At 68.0% G+C, this 15,811-nt stretch carries 13 protein-coding genes; 11 read left to right on the top strand and 2 right to left on the bottom strand.

Features of this window, described 5'->3' with window-relative positions:
- Window positions 1–337: 337 nt before the first annotated feature.
- The 5 genes from BLR41_RS21090 (at window position 338) to coaD (ending at window position 9,635) form a co-directional block, all read left to right on the top strand.
- The gene (locus tag BLR41_RS21090; protein ID WP_092632290.1) at window positions 338–1,996 is read left to right on the top strand and encodes a DAK2 domain-containing protein; all 1,659 of its coding nucleotides are present in this window, start codon (window positions 338–340) and stop codon (window positions 1,994–1,996) included.
- Between the two features lie 178 nt (window positions 1,997–2,174).
- On the top strand, window positions 2,175–4,427 hold the full coding sequence (gene recG, locus BLR41_RS21085) for an ATP-dependent DNA helicase RecG (RefSeq protein WP_092632129.1): 2,253 nt from the start codon (window positions 2,175–2,177) through the stop codon (window positions 4,425–4,427).
- A 536-nt stretch (window positions 4,428–4,963) separates the two neighbouring features.
- Complete coding sequence (locus tag BLR41_RS21075; RefSeq protein ID WP_092632123.1) at window positions 4,964–8,341, top strand: pyruvate carboxylase; 3,378 nt, start codon at window positions 4,964–4,966, stop codon at window positions 8,339–8,341.
- Between the two features lie 143 nt (window positions 8,342–8,484).
- Window positions 8,485–9,048 carry a 16S rRNA (guanine(966)-N(2))-methyltransferase RsmD gene (rsmD, locus tag BLR41_RS21070; protein ID WP_092632287.1) on the top strand — a complete coding sequence of 188 codons (564 nt, stop codon included), beginning with the start codon at window positions 8,485–8,487 and terminating at the stop codon, window positions 9,046–9,048.
- Window positions 9,049–9,149: 101 nt separating this feature from the next.
- Window positions 9,150–9,635 (top strand): pantetheine-phosphate adenylyltransferase, encoded by a 486-nt coding sequence (gene coaD / locus BLR41_RS21065; RefSeq protein WP_092632120.1) that lies wholly within the window; start codon window positions 9,150–9,152, stop codon window positions 9,633–9,635.
- A gap of 48 nt (window positions 9,636–9,683) precedes the next feature.
- On the opposite strand, the gene BLR41_RS21060 is transcribed toward coaD, so the two are convergent.
- Window positions 9,684–10,139 (bottom strand): GNAT family N-acetyltransferase, encoded by a 456-nt coding sequence (locus BLR41_RS21060; protein WP_092632117.1) that lies wholly within the window; start codon window positions 10,137–10,139, stop codon window positions 9,684–9,686.
- Window positions 10,140–10,258: 119 nt separating this feature from the next.
- Between BLR41_RS21060 and BLR41_RS21055 the strand changes: the two genes are divergently transcribed.
- Window positions 10,259–10,696 (top strand): guanyl-specific ribonuclease, encoded by a 438-nt coding sequence (locus BLR41_RS21055; protein WP_092632114.1) that lies wholly within the window; start codon window positions 10,259–10,261, stop codon window positions 10,694–10,696.
- A gap of 91 nt (window positions 10,697–10,787) precedes the next feature.
- Here BLR41_RS21055 and BLR41_RS21050 read toward each other — a convergent pair whose 3' ends face one another.
- On the bottom strand, window positions 10,788–11,837 hold the full coding sequence (locus BLR41_RS21050; protein ID WP_092632282.1) for an NAD-binding protein: 1,050 nt from the start codon (window positions 11,835–11,837) through the stop codon (window positions 10,788–10,790).
- 284 nt (window positions 11,838–12,121) lie between these two features.
- Between BLR41_RS21050 and BLR41_RS21045 the strand changes: the two genes are divergently transcribed.
- The 5 genes from BLR41_RS21045 to mutM all read left to right on the top strand — a co-directional run bounded on the left by BLR41_RS21045 (window position 12,122) and on the right by mutM (window position 15,783).
- Window positions 12,122–12,865 carry a F0F1 ATP synthase subunit B gene (locus BLR41_RS21045; protein ID WP_092632111.1) on the top strand — a complete coding sequence of 248 codons (744 nt, stop codon included), beginning with the start codon at window positions 12,122–12,124 and terminating at the stop codon, window positions 12,863–12,865.
- A 316-nt stretch (window positions 12,866–13,181) separates the two neighbouring features.
- On the top strand, window positions 13,182–13,757 hold the full coding sequence (locus tag BLR41_RS21040) for a YceD family protein (protein WP_245694672.1): 576 nt from the start codon (window positions 13,182–13,184) through the stop codon (window positions 13,755–13,757).
- A 2-nt stretch (window positions 13,758–13,759) separates the two neighbouring features.
- Entirely contained in the window at window positions 13,760–13,942 is a 183-nt protein-coding gene (gene rpmF, locus BLR41_RS21035; protein ID WP_092632109.1) for a 50S ribosomal protein L32, read from the top strand.
- Window positions 13,943–13,954: 12 nt separating this feature from the next.
- Window positions 13,955–14,713, top strand: a complete 759-nt coding sequence (gene rnc / locus BLR41_RS21030; RefSeq protein WP_092632106.1) for a ribonuclease III — start codon at window positions 13,955–13,957, stop codon at window positions 14,711–14,713.
- A gap of 137 nt (window positions 14,714–14,850) precedes the next feature.
- Window positions 14,851–15,783, top strand: coding sequence for a bifunctional DNA-formamidopyrimidine glycosylase/DNA-(apurinic or apyrimidinic site) lyase (mutM, locus tag BLR41_RS21025; RefSeq protein ID WP_092632276.1), 933 nt, complete (start codon window positions 14,851–14,853; stop codon window positions 15,781–15,783).
- The last annotated feature ends 28 nt before the right edge of the window (window positions 15,784–15,811 follow it).

Raw genomic sequence — 15,811 nt, 5'->3', positions numbered from 1 at the left:
GCGAGGTCTTCCCGTGGCGATACCCGATGCCAGCGTGACTGGCCTTACCTGGGTTTCCAGCGGGCTGTCACGACGCAACTCGCCGCCGATTCAGGTCCTCGGGCGAACCGGCTCGGTTCTCACCGATCCTGCTCGAGTTCCATCACGACGGAGTTTAGCAACACGTGTCGACACGGTTGGACACGGCGGGATGCGCTTCGGCAGGAAGCCCGCGACCGGTGCCGGGCCGTGCCCCGTGAGACACCCCGCTCCTCGAGAACCGGCGCGACCGACGCGGTGGGCACTCACTATTCTCAGCGATAACCGGGACGAGTGTGGTCCACGCATTGGAGGAATGGTGCTGCAGGCGTTGGACGGCCCCGCCGTACGGCGTTGGGCCGAGTTGGCAGTGCTCGCGCTGACCGCGAACCGCGCGGCCATCGACCACATCAACGTCTATCCCGTCGCCGACAACGACACCGGCACCAATCTGCTCCAAACGATGCGTGCGGCGGCGGAAGCGGCGGCGAACACCGCGGCCGAGGAGCGCTCCGATCGGGTGCTGGCAGCGCTGGCGGATGGCGCGTTGCACAGCGCCCGCGGCAATTCCGGGCTGTTGCTCTCCCAAGTGCTGCGCGGCATCGCCCAACAGGCCGAGGGACGAGCCCCGATGGGGGCGGATCTGTTCCGGGAAGCGTTGCGGCGTGGTCTCCAGCTGGCGGGACAGTCGGTGGCCCGACCGGTGGAGGGGACTCTGCTGACCGTGCTGCGCGCTGCTGTCGACGCATGCCGGGACACGGCCGAGGAACTCCCCGACGTGGTCGGAGTCGCGACCAGGGCCTCGATCGACGCGTTGCGACTCACCCGCACGCAACTCCCGGAGCTGAACTCGGCGGGGGTGGTCGACGCAGGGGGGCGTGGGCTGGTCATCCTGCTCGACTCGCTGCACGCGGTGGTCTGCGACGCACAACGACTCGCGGTGGACAGCCCCGCCGTGCTGGACTCCGGGCCGCCCGCTGACGAGCAGCCCCGGCACGACTCGGACTACGAGTACGAGGTCATGTACCTGCTCTCCGAGGCACCCGCCTCCGTCGCCGCCGACCTGCGAACTCGTCTCGCGGGGCTCGGTGACTGCGTGTCGGTGGCCGATACGGGACAGGTCCTCAGGGAGCCGACCACACCCGCCACCTGGGCGGTACACGTGCACTGCGACGACATCGGTGCGGCCATCGAGTCGGGCGTCGAACTCGGCAGGGTGCACGACATCCGCGTCACCAGGTTCGCCGACCAGGTCGGGGAGGCCGCGCGCGGCGGTTCGGGCCGGCGCGGCCCCGCCGCGAGCGGCGACCTCTCGGAGGGGCGCGTCGTACTCGCGGTCACGCGCGGCGGAGGGCTGGAAAGCCTCTTCCGCGCGGAAGGCGCGTTGACGCTGCACATCGACGAGCGGGCGGTGCCGGAGGCGCGAGAGCTCCTGGAAGCGGTCCTCGACACCGGTTACGGGGACGTGCTGCTGTTGCCCAACGAGGAGTCGCTGGCACGTCCCGCCGAGGACGCGGCACAGGCCGCGCTGCGGGCGGGGATCGAAGTGGTGGTGGTCCCCACGGCGTCACCGGTGCAGGGGCTGGCCGCGCTTGCGGTGCACGATCCCAACCGCAGGACCGCCGACGACACAGTCGCGCTGGCGGAGGCGGCCGCGGCGACCCGCCGCGGTGAGCTGAGCGTCGCGGCGGGGGAGGCGCTGACCTGGGTAGGCTACTGCCGCAGTGGCGACCTGCTGGGAATGCTGGACGGCGAGGTCGTGCTCATCGGGGATGACAGGCTGCGGGCGGCCTGTCTGCTGCTGGACCGGATGCTCTCCTCGGGCGGCGAACTGGTCACCGCGCTGATTCCGGACCACGCTCCGAGCGCCTTGCCCACGGTGCTGGCCGAGCACCTGCGCGGCACCCATCCCGAGGTCGAGCTGATCTGCTATTCCTGTGGGGAGTCGAGCACCGAACTGATGCTGGGAGTGGAGTGACGCTCGCCCGGGGGCGGCGGCAGGTCCCAGGGCCGGATAATCGTCGTCGGTGGTCTCGGATAACTTGACCGGTGCACACCGATCCGAGCCGCCGGTCGCCCCGTGCGGGGCGATCCGGTTCGGTCGGCCTACGACGTCGAGAGCACGGCTCCGCGACCGTGACACAACTGGTGAAGCGATGACCGGGTGGGATACCAACCTCGATCGGGTGCTGGGCGGCAGGACCGCCAAGGCACTCAACAGCTCGTTCGGCATGTCCACAGTGGGCGACCTGCTGCGGCACTATCCCCGCCGTTACGCGGAGCGTGGTGAACTCACGGCTATCGGCGGGCTCGAGATCGGGGAACATGCCACCGTGCTCGCCAGGGTGGAGCGAGTCGGCAAGCGCAAGATGCGGTCCCGCCGGGGCACGATCCTGCAGGCACGTATCACCGACGGTTCTCGTTCCATGTCCTGCACGTTTTTCAACCAGGCATGGCGCGAACGCGAACTCCTCCCCGGCAGAAGGGGGATGTTCGCGGGCAAGGTCACTGCCTACCGCAACGAGCTGCAGCTCGCCCACCCCGAGTACCAGTTGTTCACCGAGGAGGGCGAAGCAGACGCGCAGGACGCCGCGCGTGATTTCGCGGCCGCCCTGATCCCGGTGTATCCCGCCGCGCAGGGGCTGCCCTCCTGGTCACTGGCACGTTGTGTGGCCCAGGTGCTCGACGGCTGGCAGGGTGTCGAGGACCCGTTGCCGGAGCCGTTGCGCGAGCGCGTCGGCCTGCTCGGGTTGAACCAGGCGTTGCACTGGATCCACCGGCCGGACGGGACGAAGCAGATCGACCAGGCACGACACCGGCTGAAGTGGGACGAAGCTCTGGGGGTGCAGCTGTCGCTGGCCAGGTCGCGGCTGCGGCAGGACGCGCGACCCGCTCCGGCCTGTCCGCCGATCGACGGAGGCGTACGAGCGGACTTCGACCGGCGTCTGCCGTTCGCGTTGACCGAGGGGCAGGTCGAGGTCGGCGAGCAGCTCGCCGAGGATCTGTCCGAACGACATCCGATGAATCGTCTGGTGCAGGGCGAGGTCGGTTCCGGCAAGACCGTGGTGGCGCTGCGTGCCATGCTGCAGGTGGTCGACTCCGGCAGGCAGGCCGCGATGCTGGCACCGACCGAGGTTCTCGCGGCGCAGCACGCCCGCTCACTCCGGGAGCTGCTCGGGGAACTGGCCCGGGCGGGCGAGTTCGACTCCCCGGAGCACGCCACCAGGGTCACCCTGCTGACCGGTTCGTTGACCGCGGGGCAGCGGAAGCAGGCGTTGCTGGACGCGGCTTCCGGGGCGGCGGGGATCGTGGTCGGCACCCACGCGTTGATCCAGGATCAGGTCTCGTTCGCCGACCTCGGACTGGTGGTGGTCGACGAGCAGCATCGGTTCGGGGTCGAGCAGCGGGACGCCCTGCGGGGTCGTGCCGCCGAACAGGCCTGTCCACACCTGCTGGTGATGACCGCGACTCCGATTCCGCGCACGGTCGCGATGACCGTTTTCGGGGATCTGCGCACCTCCGCGCTGCGCGAGCTGCCCCGAGGCCGGTCCCCGATCAGCACCACCGTGGTTCCGGCCGCGGAGAAACCGGCCTGGCTCGATCGGGTGTGGCAGCGTGTCACCGAGGAGGTGACCGCCGGACGGCAGGTCTACGTGGTCTGTCCCAGGGTGGGGGACGGAACCGCTGTCGACTCCGAGGGGAGCTCGGGGGCAGGCGGCGAGTCCGCCGAGGGGGAAGCGGCGCCGGAACCCGTGGCCGAGCGGCAGGGCGGCGCGGAGGGGAACGGCTCGCGGCGTTCCCCGCTCGCGGTGGTCGAACTCGCCGAGCGACTGCGCCAGGGGCCGTTGCGGGATCTACGTCTCGGAGTGCTGCACGGCAGGCTCGCCGCGGACGACAAGGACGCGGTGATGCGCCGGTTCGCAGCCGGGGAACTCGACGTGCTCGTGGCGACCACCGTGATCGAGGTCGGTGTCGATGTGCCGAACGCTTCCACGATGGTGATCATGGACGCGGACCGGTTCGGAATGAGCCAACTCCACCAGTTGCGCGGCCGGGTGGGGCGGGGAAGCGCTCCCGGGCTGTGTCTGCTGGTCACCGAGGCGATGCCCCAGACACCCGCGCGCGGGCGCCTGGATGCCGTCGCCTCCACCACCGACGGGTTCGAACTGGCCAGGCTCGATCTGCTGCAACGTCGCGAGGGCGACGTGCTCGGCGAGGCGCAGTCCGGCACGAAGTCCGCGCTGCGGATGCTGTCGCTGGTGCACGACGAGGAGGTCATCGCCGAGGCGGGCAGCGAGGCGGAGGCCGTCGTACGGCAGGACCCCGAACTGCGCTCCCACCCGGGGCTGGCCGGTATGATCACCGAACTTCTGGCCGAGGAGCGTGCTGAGTTCCTGGAGAAGTCCTAGCGGGAGTTCGTGGCCCCGGTGTCCGGGTGCCGCCCCTGCCGCAGTGCCTGACCGGTGTCCCGGGCGTGCAGGCCCACACCTCCCGTCCTCGTGGGGGAGCGGCTCCTACTCGGGCGAGGGCCGGCACTGCTTCGCGCCGTCCGCGCCGGAGCGGGAAGCCGCGGCGCCGAAGGTCACGTAACCGAGTACCGCGATGAGCCGGGACGGTTGCCGGTGACTCGGGTCTCGCTCGGGAAGGAGCGTACGTCGCTCCGACTGGTGTGTTCGCGCGGAGCGCGCGAGCATCGACACCTGCGGTGTTCGTTGCCACCGATCCCACCGACAACCCTATCGAAAAAATTTGTCATATTCGTGTTTTTGTGAATATGTAGATTATTTCTACTGGTTGATCCTTGTTCGCCGGTGCCGGAGTTGCAGGTCGCATATGGGAAGCCTGTGGATCATGAGTTCCATCACGCGAGAACAGCTCCCGAAGAGGAGAATTTTCGGGGTATTGTTCGCAGGCGATCCGACACCTGCCCCAGGAGGTAGCCGGCATGTTCCGCAAGGTCCTCGTCGCCAACCGTGGCGAGATTGCCATCCGCGCGTTCCGCGCCGGATACGAGCTCGGCGCGAAAACCGTGGCCGTGTTTCCCCACGAGGATCGCAACTCACTGCACCGGCTGAAGGCGGACGAGTCCTACGAGATCGGCGCTGCCGGTCATCCCGTTCGGGCTTACCTGTCCGTCGAGGAAATCATCCGGGCGGCCCGAACAGCGGGCGCCGATGCGATCTATCCGGGTTACGGTTTCCTGTCCGAGAACCCAGACCTGGCCGAGGCCTGCCAGCAGGCCGGTATCACCTTCATCGGCCCATCACACGAGATCCTCCAGCTCACCGGTAACAAGGCCAGCGCGGTCCGGGCCGCCAAAGCGGCGGGAGTGCCCGTACTCGAGTCCTCCACCCCCTCCGACGACGTCGAGGAGCTGCTGAACTCCGCCGGGGACATGCAGTTCCCGGTGTTCGTAAAGGCCGTCGCGGGCGGCGGTGGTCGCGGTATGCGCAGGGTCAACGATCTCGAGTCGCTGCGTGAGGCGCTGGAAGCCGCCATGCGCGAAGCCGAATCCGCCTTCGGCGACCCCACCGTGTTCCTCGAGCAGGCCGTGGTGAATCCACGCCACATCGAGGTGCAGATCCTCGCCGACTCGGCGGGCAACGTGGTTCACCTCTACGAACGCGACTGCTCGGTACAGCGCAGGCACCAAAAGGTCGTGGAGCTCGCCCCCGCCCCGAATCTGGACCCCGAGCTGCGGGAGCGGATCTGCGCCGACGCGGTGGCCTTCGCGCGGGAGATCGGATACGTCAACGCGGGAACGGTGGAGTTCCTCGTCGACGAACAGGGACGGCACGTGTTCATCGAGATGAATCCCCGGATTCAGGTGGAACACACCGTCACCGAGGAGGTCACCGACGCTGATCTGGTGCAGTCCCAGGTGCGTATCGCCGCCGGGGAGACACTGCCGGAGCTCGGCATGGCCCAGGAGGGCATCCGGCTCCGCGGTGCGGCGCTGCAGTGCCGGATCACCACCGAGGATCCGGCCAACGGTTTCCGCCCCGACACCGGAATGATCAGTGCCTATCGCTCGCCGGGAGGTGCAGGTGTCCGACTGGACGGCGGAACGGCCTTCTCCGGCAGCAGCGTCAGCGCTCACTTCGATTCCATGCTGGTCAAGTTGACCTGTCGTGGCCGGGACTTCGACACCGCGGTGGCGCGGGCGCGCCGAGCCGTCGCCGAGTTCCGGATCCGCGGTGTGGCCACCAACATTCCGTTCCTGCAGGCAGTGCTCGACGACCCGGACTTCGGCGCCGGAAGGATCACCACGTCCTTCATCGACGAGCGCCCGAAGCTGCTGACCGCGCGCCACTCGGCCGACCGGGGAACCCGACTGCTGAGCTACCTCGCGGACGTGACCGTCAACCGGCCCTACGGGGAACGCCCCGCTGCCCCCGAGCCGAGACGCAAACTCCCCGCCGCCGATCTCGACACCCCGCCCCCCGCCGGATCGAAGGATCGGCTCGACCAGCTGGGACCGGAGGGCTTCGCGCGGTGGCTGCGGGACTCCGACGCGGTCGGGGTCACCGAGACGACGTTCCGGGACGCCCACCAGTCCCTGCTCGCCACCCGGGTCCGCACCAAGGATCTCACCACGGTGGCTCCCTACGTGGCCCGCACGACGCCCGAACTGCTCTCGTTGGAGTGCTGGGGTGGGGCCACCTACGACGTCTCGTTGCGGTTCCTCGCCGAGGACCCGTGGGAAAGGTTGGCCGCGCTGCGCCGAGCCGTCCCCAACATCTGTCTGCAGATGCTGCTGCGCGGGCGCAACACGGTCGGCTACACGCCCTATCCCACCGAGGTGACCGAGCACTTCGTGGCGGAGGCCACCGACACCGGTATCGACATCTTCCGCATCTTCGACGCGCTCAACGACGTGGAACAGATGCGCCCGGCCATTCGGGCGGTGCGCGACACCGGACGTTCCGTGGCGGAGGTGGCGCTCTGCTACACGGGGGATCTCTCCGACCCCGAGGAACGGATCTACACCCTGGACTACTACCTGCGGTTGGCGGAACGGATCGTCGAGGCGGGCGCGCACGTGCTGGCGATCAAGGACATGGCCGGACTGCTGCGTCCGCCCGCCGCCGCCACGCTGGTCTCCGCGCTGCGGCGAGAGTTCGACCTGCCGGTGCACCTGCACACCCACGACACCCCCGGCGGGCAGCTGGCCACGTACCAGGCCGCCGTGCAGGCCGGGGTGGACGCGGTGGACGGTGCGTCTGCATCGCTGGCGGGCACGACCTCGCAGCCCGCCCTCTCCTCGATCGTGGCCGCCACCGACCACACCGAACGGGAAACCGGTCTTGATCTGGACGCGGTGTGTGATCTGGAGCCCTACTGGGAGTCGGTCCGCAAGATATACCGCCCCTTCGAAGCGGGACTGGCGGCTCCCACGGGGCGTGTCTACCGACACGAGATCCCCGGCGGGCAGCTGTCCAATCTGCGAACCCAGGCAGTGGCCCTCGGGCTCGGCGACAAGTTCGAGGAGATCGAGGCGATGTACGCCGCCGCCGACCGCATGCTCGGCCGGCTGGTCAAGGTCACTCCGTCCTCGAAGGTCGTGGGGGATCTGGCGCTGCACCTGGTCGGTGCCGGGGTGGACCCGACCGAGTTCGAGGCCGAGCCTCACCGGTTCGACATCCCGGATTCGGTGATCGGGTTCCTGCAGGGCGAGCTGGGGGACCCGCCCGGTGGTTGGCCCGAACCCTTCCGTAGCCGTGCCCTGCAGGGCAGGCCCGCCGAACGGCAGCTGGTCGACCTCTCCGAGGAGGATCGCAAGGGGCTGGCGACCGATCGGCGGGAGACGTTGAACCGGCTGCTGTTCCCCAAACCCACCAGGGAGTTCAACGAGCACCGTCACTCCTACGGCGACACCTCGCTGCTGAGCAGCAAGGACTTTTTCTACGGGCTGCGTGCGGGCGAGGAGTACGCCGTGGACCTGGATCAGGGTGTGCGGTTGCTGATCGGCCTGGAGGCGATCAGCGAAGCCGACGAACGCGGGGTACGCACCGTCATGGCCATCCTCAACGGCCAGATGCGCCCGATACAGGTCAGGGACCGTTCGGTCGCCTCCGAGCTCCCCGTCGCCGAGAAGGCCGAGCGCACCAACCCGGCGCACGTCGCAGCGCCGTTCTCCGGGGTGGTCACGCTCTCCGCCTCGGAGGGCGAAACGGTCGAGACCGGCCAGACGGTCGCCACCATCGAGGCGATGAAGATGGAGGCGGCCATCACCGCCCAGCAGAGCGGCACGGTCAAGCGGGTGGCCATCGGTGCGGTGCAGCAGGTCGAGGGTGGCGATCTGGTCATCGAGATCGGCTGAACGAATCCGTCGCTCGGCTCCTCCGGAGGACCGCGGTTCTTCCGGGGGAGCCGCGGCTCCTCGCGCGGCGGTTTTCCCGTCCGCGAACCGCCGTGCCGGGCCCCTGCGGTGACCTCGCGACACCGGTGGGCGAGGATGGTCCGGTGACCAGAATCGTCGCGGGAACCGCCGGTGGGCGCCGTATCGAGGTGCCGCAACGTGGCACCAGACCAGTCACCGAACGAGTGCGCGAGGCACTGTTCAGCGCGCTGGAGGCCATGACGGAACTGTCCGGGACCCGAGTGCTGGATCTGTTCTCCGGCTCGGGTGGTTTCGGGTTCGAGGCGCTCTCGCGCGGTGCCGAACACGCCACCTTCGTCGAGGCGGACCGCCGCGCGGCCGGGGTGCTGCGACGTAACGCCGAGACGCTCGGTTTCCGCTCCGTCGGCATCGAGCAGTCCCCCGTGCGTTCGGTGCTGGCCCGTTCCCCGGGTGAACCCTACGACCTGGTGTTCGCCGACCCCCCGTTCGCGATGGACTCCGCCGAACTGGACGAGTGCTGGCAGGCGTTGGTTCGCAACGACTGGCTGAGCCGGGACGGCCTGATCATCGTCGAGCGTTTCTGGAACAGTCCCGCTCCGCTGTGGCCCGCGGGCATCGAGGAGTTGCGTAACAAGCGCTACGGGGACGCGGCCGTATACTGGGCCGAACGAGTTCGTCCGGAATGACGCCCGGCGGTTCTACCGCCCGCTCGTCTCCCGTGCGTCCGGTGGTGAGTCACACCACCTCGTCCTGAGTCCTACCGGCGGGTACTGCTAAGTTGCCGCTCATGAGGCGTGCCGTCTGTCCAGGTTCTTACGATCCGGTCACCAATGGCCATTTGGACATCATCGAGCGAGCGGCGGGGCTGTTCGACGAGGTAACCGTCGCCGTGCTCGTGAACAAGAGCAAGAAGAGCCTGTTCGACGTCGACGAGCGAATCGAGATGCTTCGCGAGGTCAGCAAACCGTGGCCGAACGTGGTCGTCGACTCCTGGCACGGTCTGCTGGTGGACTACTGCAAGGCCAACGGGATCGGTGCGATCGTCAAAGGGCTGCGTGCGGTCAGTGATTTCGACTACGAGCTGCAGATGGCGCAGATGAACCAGCGGCTCTCCGGAGTCGAGACGCTGTTCATGTCGACCAATCCGCTCTACAGCTTCCTGGCCAGTTCGCTTGTCAAGGAGGTGGCCACCTACGGCGGCGACGTGTCCAACCTGTTGCCGCCGAGAATCGAACGACGACTGCTCGACCGGTTGGCGGAAACGGCCGAGTGACCGGCAGCGGGGTCGACCCCGGTGCCCGGATCCGGTCACCGGGGACGATCAGTCCAGCGACAGTTTCATGCCGACATGGGTGGCGCTGAAGCCGAGCCGCTCGTAGAACCGATGTGCGGCTGTCCGACCGCTGTCGGAGGTCAGCTGCACCTGACCCGCGCCGCGCTCGCGGGCCACCGAGATCGCCCATTCGCACATCCGCCCGCCGATCCCGAGACCGCGGTACTCCGATCCGACCCGCACCGCTTCCAACTGGGCCCGCTTGGTGCCCACGTGCGACAGGCCCGCGATGAAACTCAGCTGCAGGGTTCCCACGATCTCGCCGTCGAGCTCGGCGACCACCAGTAGTTGGTTCGGGTCCGAGGCGATCTCCGCGAACGCGGTGTCGTAGGCAGGGTCTCCGGGACGTTCCCGGTGGCGGCCCAGTTCGTCATCGTGGAGCAGGGAGACCACGGCTGCCACGTCCGCGGCCCGGGCGGGGCGGAAGTTGAATCGTTCGTCCATCGGGCCGGCAGTCTAGTGGTGCGGGTGCGCTGCGGGTTCGTGTTCGCTGCCGTGGTTCGTCATTCACTGTTCACGGCTGGGCCTGGTGTGGGTTGCACAGCGAGGTTAACGTGCCGGTTATGCGCCAACACGCTGTGAGACTTTCCAGGTTGATGTTGACGGGACTGATCGCCGTGCTGGGCCTGCTCGGCCCCGTGGCGGCAGCCTCGGCGGAACCCGTCACCGAACGTTCCTCCGCCGTGACCGCCGCGGCCACGTGCGGGAACACTTCCGGTTTCGAACGAGTCGCGCTCTCCTCCCTTCCACCGGAAGCCACCGACACGGTGCGACTGATCCAACAGGGCGGTCCCTACCCCTATCCGGAGGACGGCGGAGTCTTCCACAACTGGGAGGGGATCCTGCCGGACTGCCCGGACGGCTACTACCACGAGTACACGGTCGAGACTCCGGGGATCGACCATCGCGGCGCCCGCCGGTTCGTCGTCGGCTCCGAGGGGGAGTACTTCTACACCGCGGATCACTACGAGAGCTTCCGGCTGACCGAAGTCAACTCCTGAGACCCGTGACCAGTCGGCACGGCGCCCGTGACCACCGGGCGCCGTGCCGAGCCGCGCGGTACCGATTCGTCACGTCTCTGACCGGTCCGCCTCACGTGCCGCGCGACTCGCTCGTCGCACGTACCGCGCGCGCCAGCTGTTCCTGCGAGATCCGCTGGGCGCAGATGTAGTACAGCGTGCTGCCCGCGGGCAGTCTCGTGCGCCAGGACGGGCTGATGAGCAGTTCGGAGTCGGTCCGCGCGGCCAGCACCGTGGCGTCGTGCCGGTCGCCCAGGGCGAACTGGCAGTCGCCGTAGGAGACCGGCCCCAGTGACTCGGGGAGCCGACACGAGTAGGTGTTCCCTCCACCGTGGGTCACCAGTTCGCTGTAAACCTGGGTGATGCCGGGATCCAGCAGCTCCTCGGTGATCATGTGCGGGGTGTGCCACTGGACGCAGCGGATCGTTTCGTCCACGTACCGCATGTGTTCGGCCCTGCTCATGTCCCGCAGCGCGATCACCGGTTCCAGTTCCGGATTGACGTGGTGCACGCTCACCGCCACGGCGAGAGCCTCGTTGTCGTCGCGCGCGTCGATCAGCACCGAACGGGCGTGGTGCACCCCGGCCCTGTGCAGCACGTCCTCCGCGGTCAGGTCGCCACGCACGAAACCGATCCCCCGGTCCGGAACGGGGTGGTGGTCCACGTCGTCCCAGGCGCCGAGTACGACCGGATGTCTACCGTCGGCGAGCAGCTCGTCGATTATGCGTTCACTGCGCCCGGCGCCGTATCCCAGCACCACGATGTGATCGGAGATGTGCAGGCTTCCGGAGCCGCTCATTCTTCTGCCTCTCGCCGTTTCCAGGGTGGTCGCCAGATGGGTGAACAGGGTGGTCAACGTCGCGATCCCCCCGACGATGACGTACACCCCGACGACGTGGCCTCCGGTGGTCTCCGGGTAGAAGTCGCCGTAACCCACCGTGGAGGTGGTGACCAGAAACCACCACCAGTAGTTCTCCGGAGCCGTCAGTTCGCTGTCGGCGCGTTCGAACAGCTCCATCAGCGGCCAGCTCGTGAAGAACACGAACGTGATCACCAGGGCGGGGGTCGTCCATGACCGGATGCTGATCAGACGTTGCAGCAAACGGAAAAGTACGGTGGGCAACATGACCTCCCGCCGGATCGTGACACTGGTCTTCGCCCAGTCTCGATTACCGGTCGGCCCGGCTTCCCACCGGTGTCCCGGTGCCGCGTGACGGACACGCGGCTGCGGATATCCCGCATCCCGCCGGTGCCGCCGGGCAGACTGGGATCACACATGATCGGCTCGTGTGAGCGCTTCGAAACCACCGGATCGCGGGGTGATCGATACCCGGGTCCGTGCGTTCTGAGAGCCTGAACGGGCCTGGCAAGTATCCTTCGGGTGAATACGACTGCAGGGAGATCGACGTGTACCGGGTGTTCGAGGCGCTCGACGAGCTCGTCACGATCGTCGAGGAAGCGCGAAGTGTTCCGATGACCTCCGGGTGCGTCGTGCCGCGCGGCGACGTGCTGGAGCTGCTCGACGAGGTTCGCGATTCCTACCCTTCGGAGCTCGACGACGCGCAGGACGTGCTCGATCACCGGGACGAACTGGTGAACAAGGCCAAGTCCGAGGCCGACGACAGCCTCAGCACCGCACGTTCCGAAGCGGAGAAGACGTCCTCCGAGGCCAGGGCCGAGGCGGAGAAGATGCTCGCCGACGCCAGGGAACGAGCGGACGAGATCGTCGCCCAGGCCCGGGCGGACGCCGAGCAGACCATCAACAACGCGCGCCGCGAGTACGAGGACTACATCGCTCGCGCGCAGTCCGAGTCCGACCGGATGGTGCAGGCCGGACGCGCCGCTTACGACCAGTCCATCCACGAGGGGCGTTCGGAACAGGCCCGCCTGGTTTCCGACACCGAGGTGGTCCAGCAGTCGCAGCACGAGGCCAAACGAGTGGTCGACGAGGCGCACGAGGAGGCCGAGCGGTTGCGTAGCGACTGCGACGCCTACGTCGACTCCCGGTTGGCCGACTTCGAGGAACTGCTCGGCCGTACGCTGCGCACGGTGGGCAAGGGCAGGCAGCAGCTCCGACGTCCCATGAGCGCGCCCTTCGACTACGAGGAGTGGCAGACCTCCGAGCACGGCACCGCGGTCAGCGAACACTGACTCCCCGGCGGGTGACCACCCACCTCGCCGGTGCGCTCGCGAGTCGAACCGGCGCTCTTCGACCCCTGGTCGGGTTTCGGGTGTGCTCTCGCTCATCGTGCGCACCAGCCGTGTGGTTTCGGCCGACGGCCCCTGGTGGCGTAGCCTGAGGGGTGGCTCTGCTCGGCCCCGGCCGGCCCCGCCACTCGAAGCCGGGGAGCATCGTGCCCGGCAACGTGAGGTGCTTGTCGGGTCGCTCGTCGGTCGACCGGTGGTCCGACCGAGCTCGGTTCCGAGCGGGTCCAGCAATCGCGAAACAGCCTAGCCGAAACCACAGATGCCTCAGAATCACGAAGTCGTGCGATCCGCACCGGACGGTCCGTGGGTGATAGACACCCGGGAGTTCGGCCGCAGTCCCGGTACGAGTCGCAACTACACCCGCATACCTCCGGCCCCGGCCGGTTTCGGTATCGACATGGTCCGGGTTCCGGAGGGAGAGCCGATCGAGCTCGATCTGCTGCTGGAGGCAGTGGTCGAGGGCGTGTTGGTATCCGGTACCGTCAGGGCGAACGCTAGCGGCGAGTGCGCGCGGTGTCTCGACCCGATTTCCGAGGATGTCGACGTCGAGCTGCGGGAGCTGTTCGCCTATCCGGACAGCGCCACCGACACCAGCACCGATGAGGACGAAGTCAGCCGGATGTCCGGTGATCTGATCGATCTGGAGCCGGTGGTCCGGGACACGGTGTTGCCGTCGATGCCCACCGCCCCGCTGTGCTCGCCCGACTGTCCGGGACTGTGTTCCGGATGCGGTGCCAAATGGGCCGATCTCGGTCCGGAACACCATCATGAGACGATTGACCCTCGCTGGGCCGCATTGCGTGAGCGGTTCGGTGGGACCGAAGAGGAGAAGTAGCCGTGGCTGTCCCCAAGCACAAGGTTTCCCGGTCGAACACCCGTAAGCGCCGTTCGCAGTGGAAGGCCTCCGCTCCGACCCTGCGGGCGTGCCCCAACCGGGCCTGCCGTGAGATGAAGCTCCCGCACGTCGCCTGCCCATCCTGCGGTCAGTACAAGGGCCGTCAGGTCACCACCCCTGCCTGATAGGCGCCGAGAGTGGGGGGAAAGCAACAGTCCCGGGAGCGTGAAGCGGACCGGTCTGCGTTGGTAGCGGCTCTCGGCGTCGATTTCGACGCCGAGATGCTGACGCTTGCCCTGACACACCGTTCCTACGCCTACGAGAACGGCGGCTTGGAGCCCAACGAACGGTTGGAGTTCCTGGGGGATGCCGTACTCGGACTGGTGATCACCGATCACCTGTATCGTGACCACCCCGATCTTCCCGAGGGGCAACTGGCCAAGCTGCGGGCGAGCGTGGTCAACATGCACGCGCTCGCCGCCGTGGCTCGTGAACTGGGCGAGGGCGGTCTGGGGCAGTACCTGCTGCTGGGACGTGGCGAGGAGCTCACCGGAGGCAGGGACAAGGCGAGCATTCTGGCCGACTCGCTGGAAGCGGTCCTCGGGGCCGTTTATCTGCAGCACGGGCTGGAGACCTCCCGCGCGGTGATCCACCGGTTGTTCGACTCGTTGTTGGCCGAGGCGCCCATGCTCGGTGCGGGCCTGGACTGGAAAACCAGTTTGCAGGAGTTGACCGCATCGGCCGGCCTGGGAGTCCCGGACTACCGAATCGATGAGCAGGGCCCGGATCACCGCAAGGAGTTCAGCGCCTACGCCGTGGTCAACGGTGAGGTCCTGGGCCAGGGTGACGGGCGAACCAAGAAGGACGCCGAGCAGAAGGCGGCGCAGACCGCCTGGCGTGCCCTGTCGGATCAGCTCAACGGCGAGACGGACCTCGGCAGTCCGGCCGAGCAGTAGGCGAGGTGCTTCCGAGGAACCCGGCCCGGCGACTACCCCGCTGGTGCCGCCCCGGCTGAAGACGATCCGACTGGTGACAACCCGGCTGGTGACAACCCGGTGTACGGCAGCCGTGAGTCGTGTTCGAGGATGGCTTCGTGCCAGAACTACCCGAAGTCGAAGTCGTCCGCAGCGGGGTCGCCGAGCACGTCTCGGGTCGCAAACTGGCCGGTGTCGAGGTATTGCACCCGCGTGCCGTGCGTAGACACCTCCCGGGGCCGGAGGATTTCGCGTCCGTGCTGGTCGGCCGGGTCATCGAGAGCGTTCGCAGGCGGGGCAAGTACCTCTGGTTCTCGTTGGGGGACTCGGGAGACCCCGACGGTCGTGCTTCCGGCAGCGGACCCCAGGCAGTGGGGGAGACGGCAGCAGGGGGCCAGGCAGTACTCGCTCATCTCGGGATGAGCGGTCAGCTGTTGATACAGCCGCGCCGGGCCGACGACGAGAAACACCTGCGCGTGAGGTTCCGTTTCGAGGACGAGGGCCCCGAGCTGCGATTCGTCGATCAGCGGACTTTCGGTGGGTTGAGTCTCACCGAGCTGGTGCCTTCGGCGGACCTCGCCGTGCCCGACTCCATCGGGCACATCGCGGCCGACCCGCTGGAGCCCGCCTTCGACAGGGAGGCTGTCGTACGACTCCTCCGCGCCCGCAGGACGGGCATCAAACGAGCCCTGTTGGACCAGAACCTGATCTCCGGTATCGGCAACATCTACGCCGACGAGGCGCTCTGGCGTGCCCGACTGCACTGGGCGCACCCCACGGCCGCACTGGATGACGAGCAGCTCCACCGCCTGCTGGACTCGGTGGTCGAGGTCCTCGGCGAGGCGCTCGTCGCCGGTGGAACCTCGTTCGACTCGCTGTACGTCAACGTCAACGGTCGGTCCGGTTACTTCAGCCGTTCCCTCTCGGTCTACGGGCGCGCCGGTTCGCCGTGTCCGCGCTGTGGTGCCTCGGTCCGGCGGGAGGCGTTCACCAACCGATCCGCCTACAGTTGCCCCGGCTGTCAGCCGGTTCCGCCCGAACCCCACTGGTGATTCGCATCCGGGGCCCTTCCCCGGGGAA

It is taken from the genome of Actinopolyspora mzabensis (genome assembly GCF_900101095.1).
Lineage (GTDB): Bacteria > Actinomycetota > Actinomycetes > Mycobacteriales > Pseudonocardiaceae > Actinopolyspora > Actinopolyspora mzabensis.
This window is presented reverse-complemented; position numbering and strand designations above follow the sequence as displayed.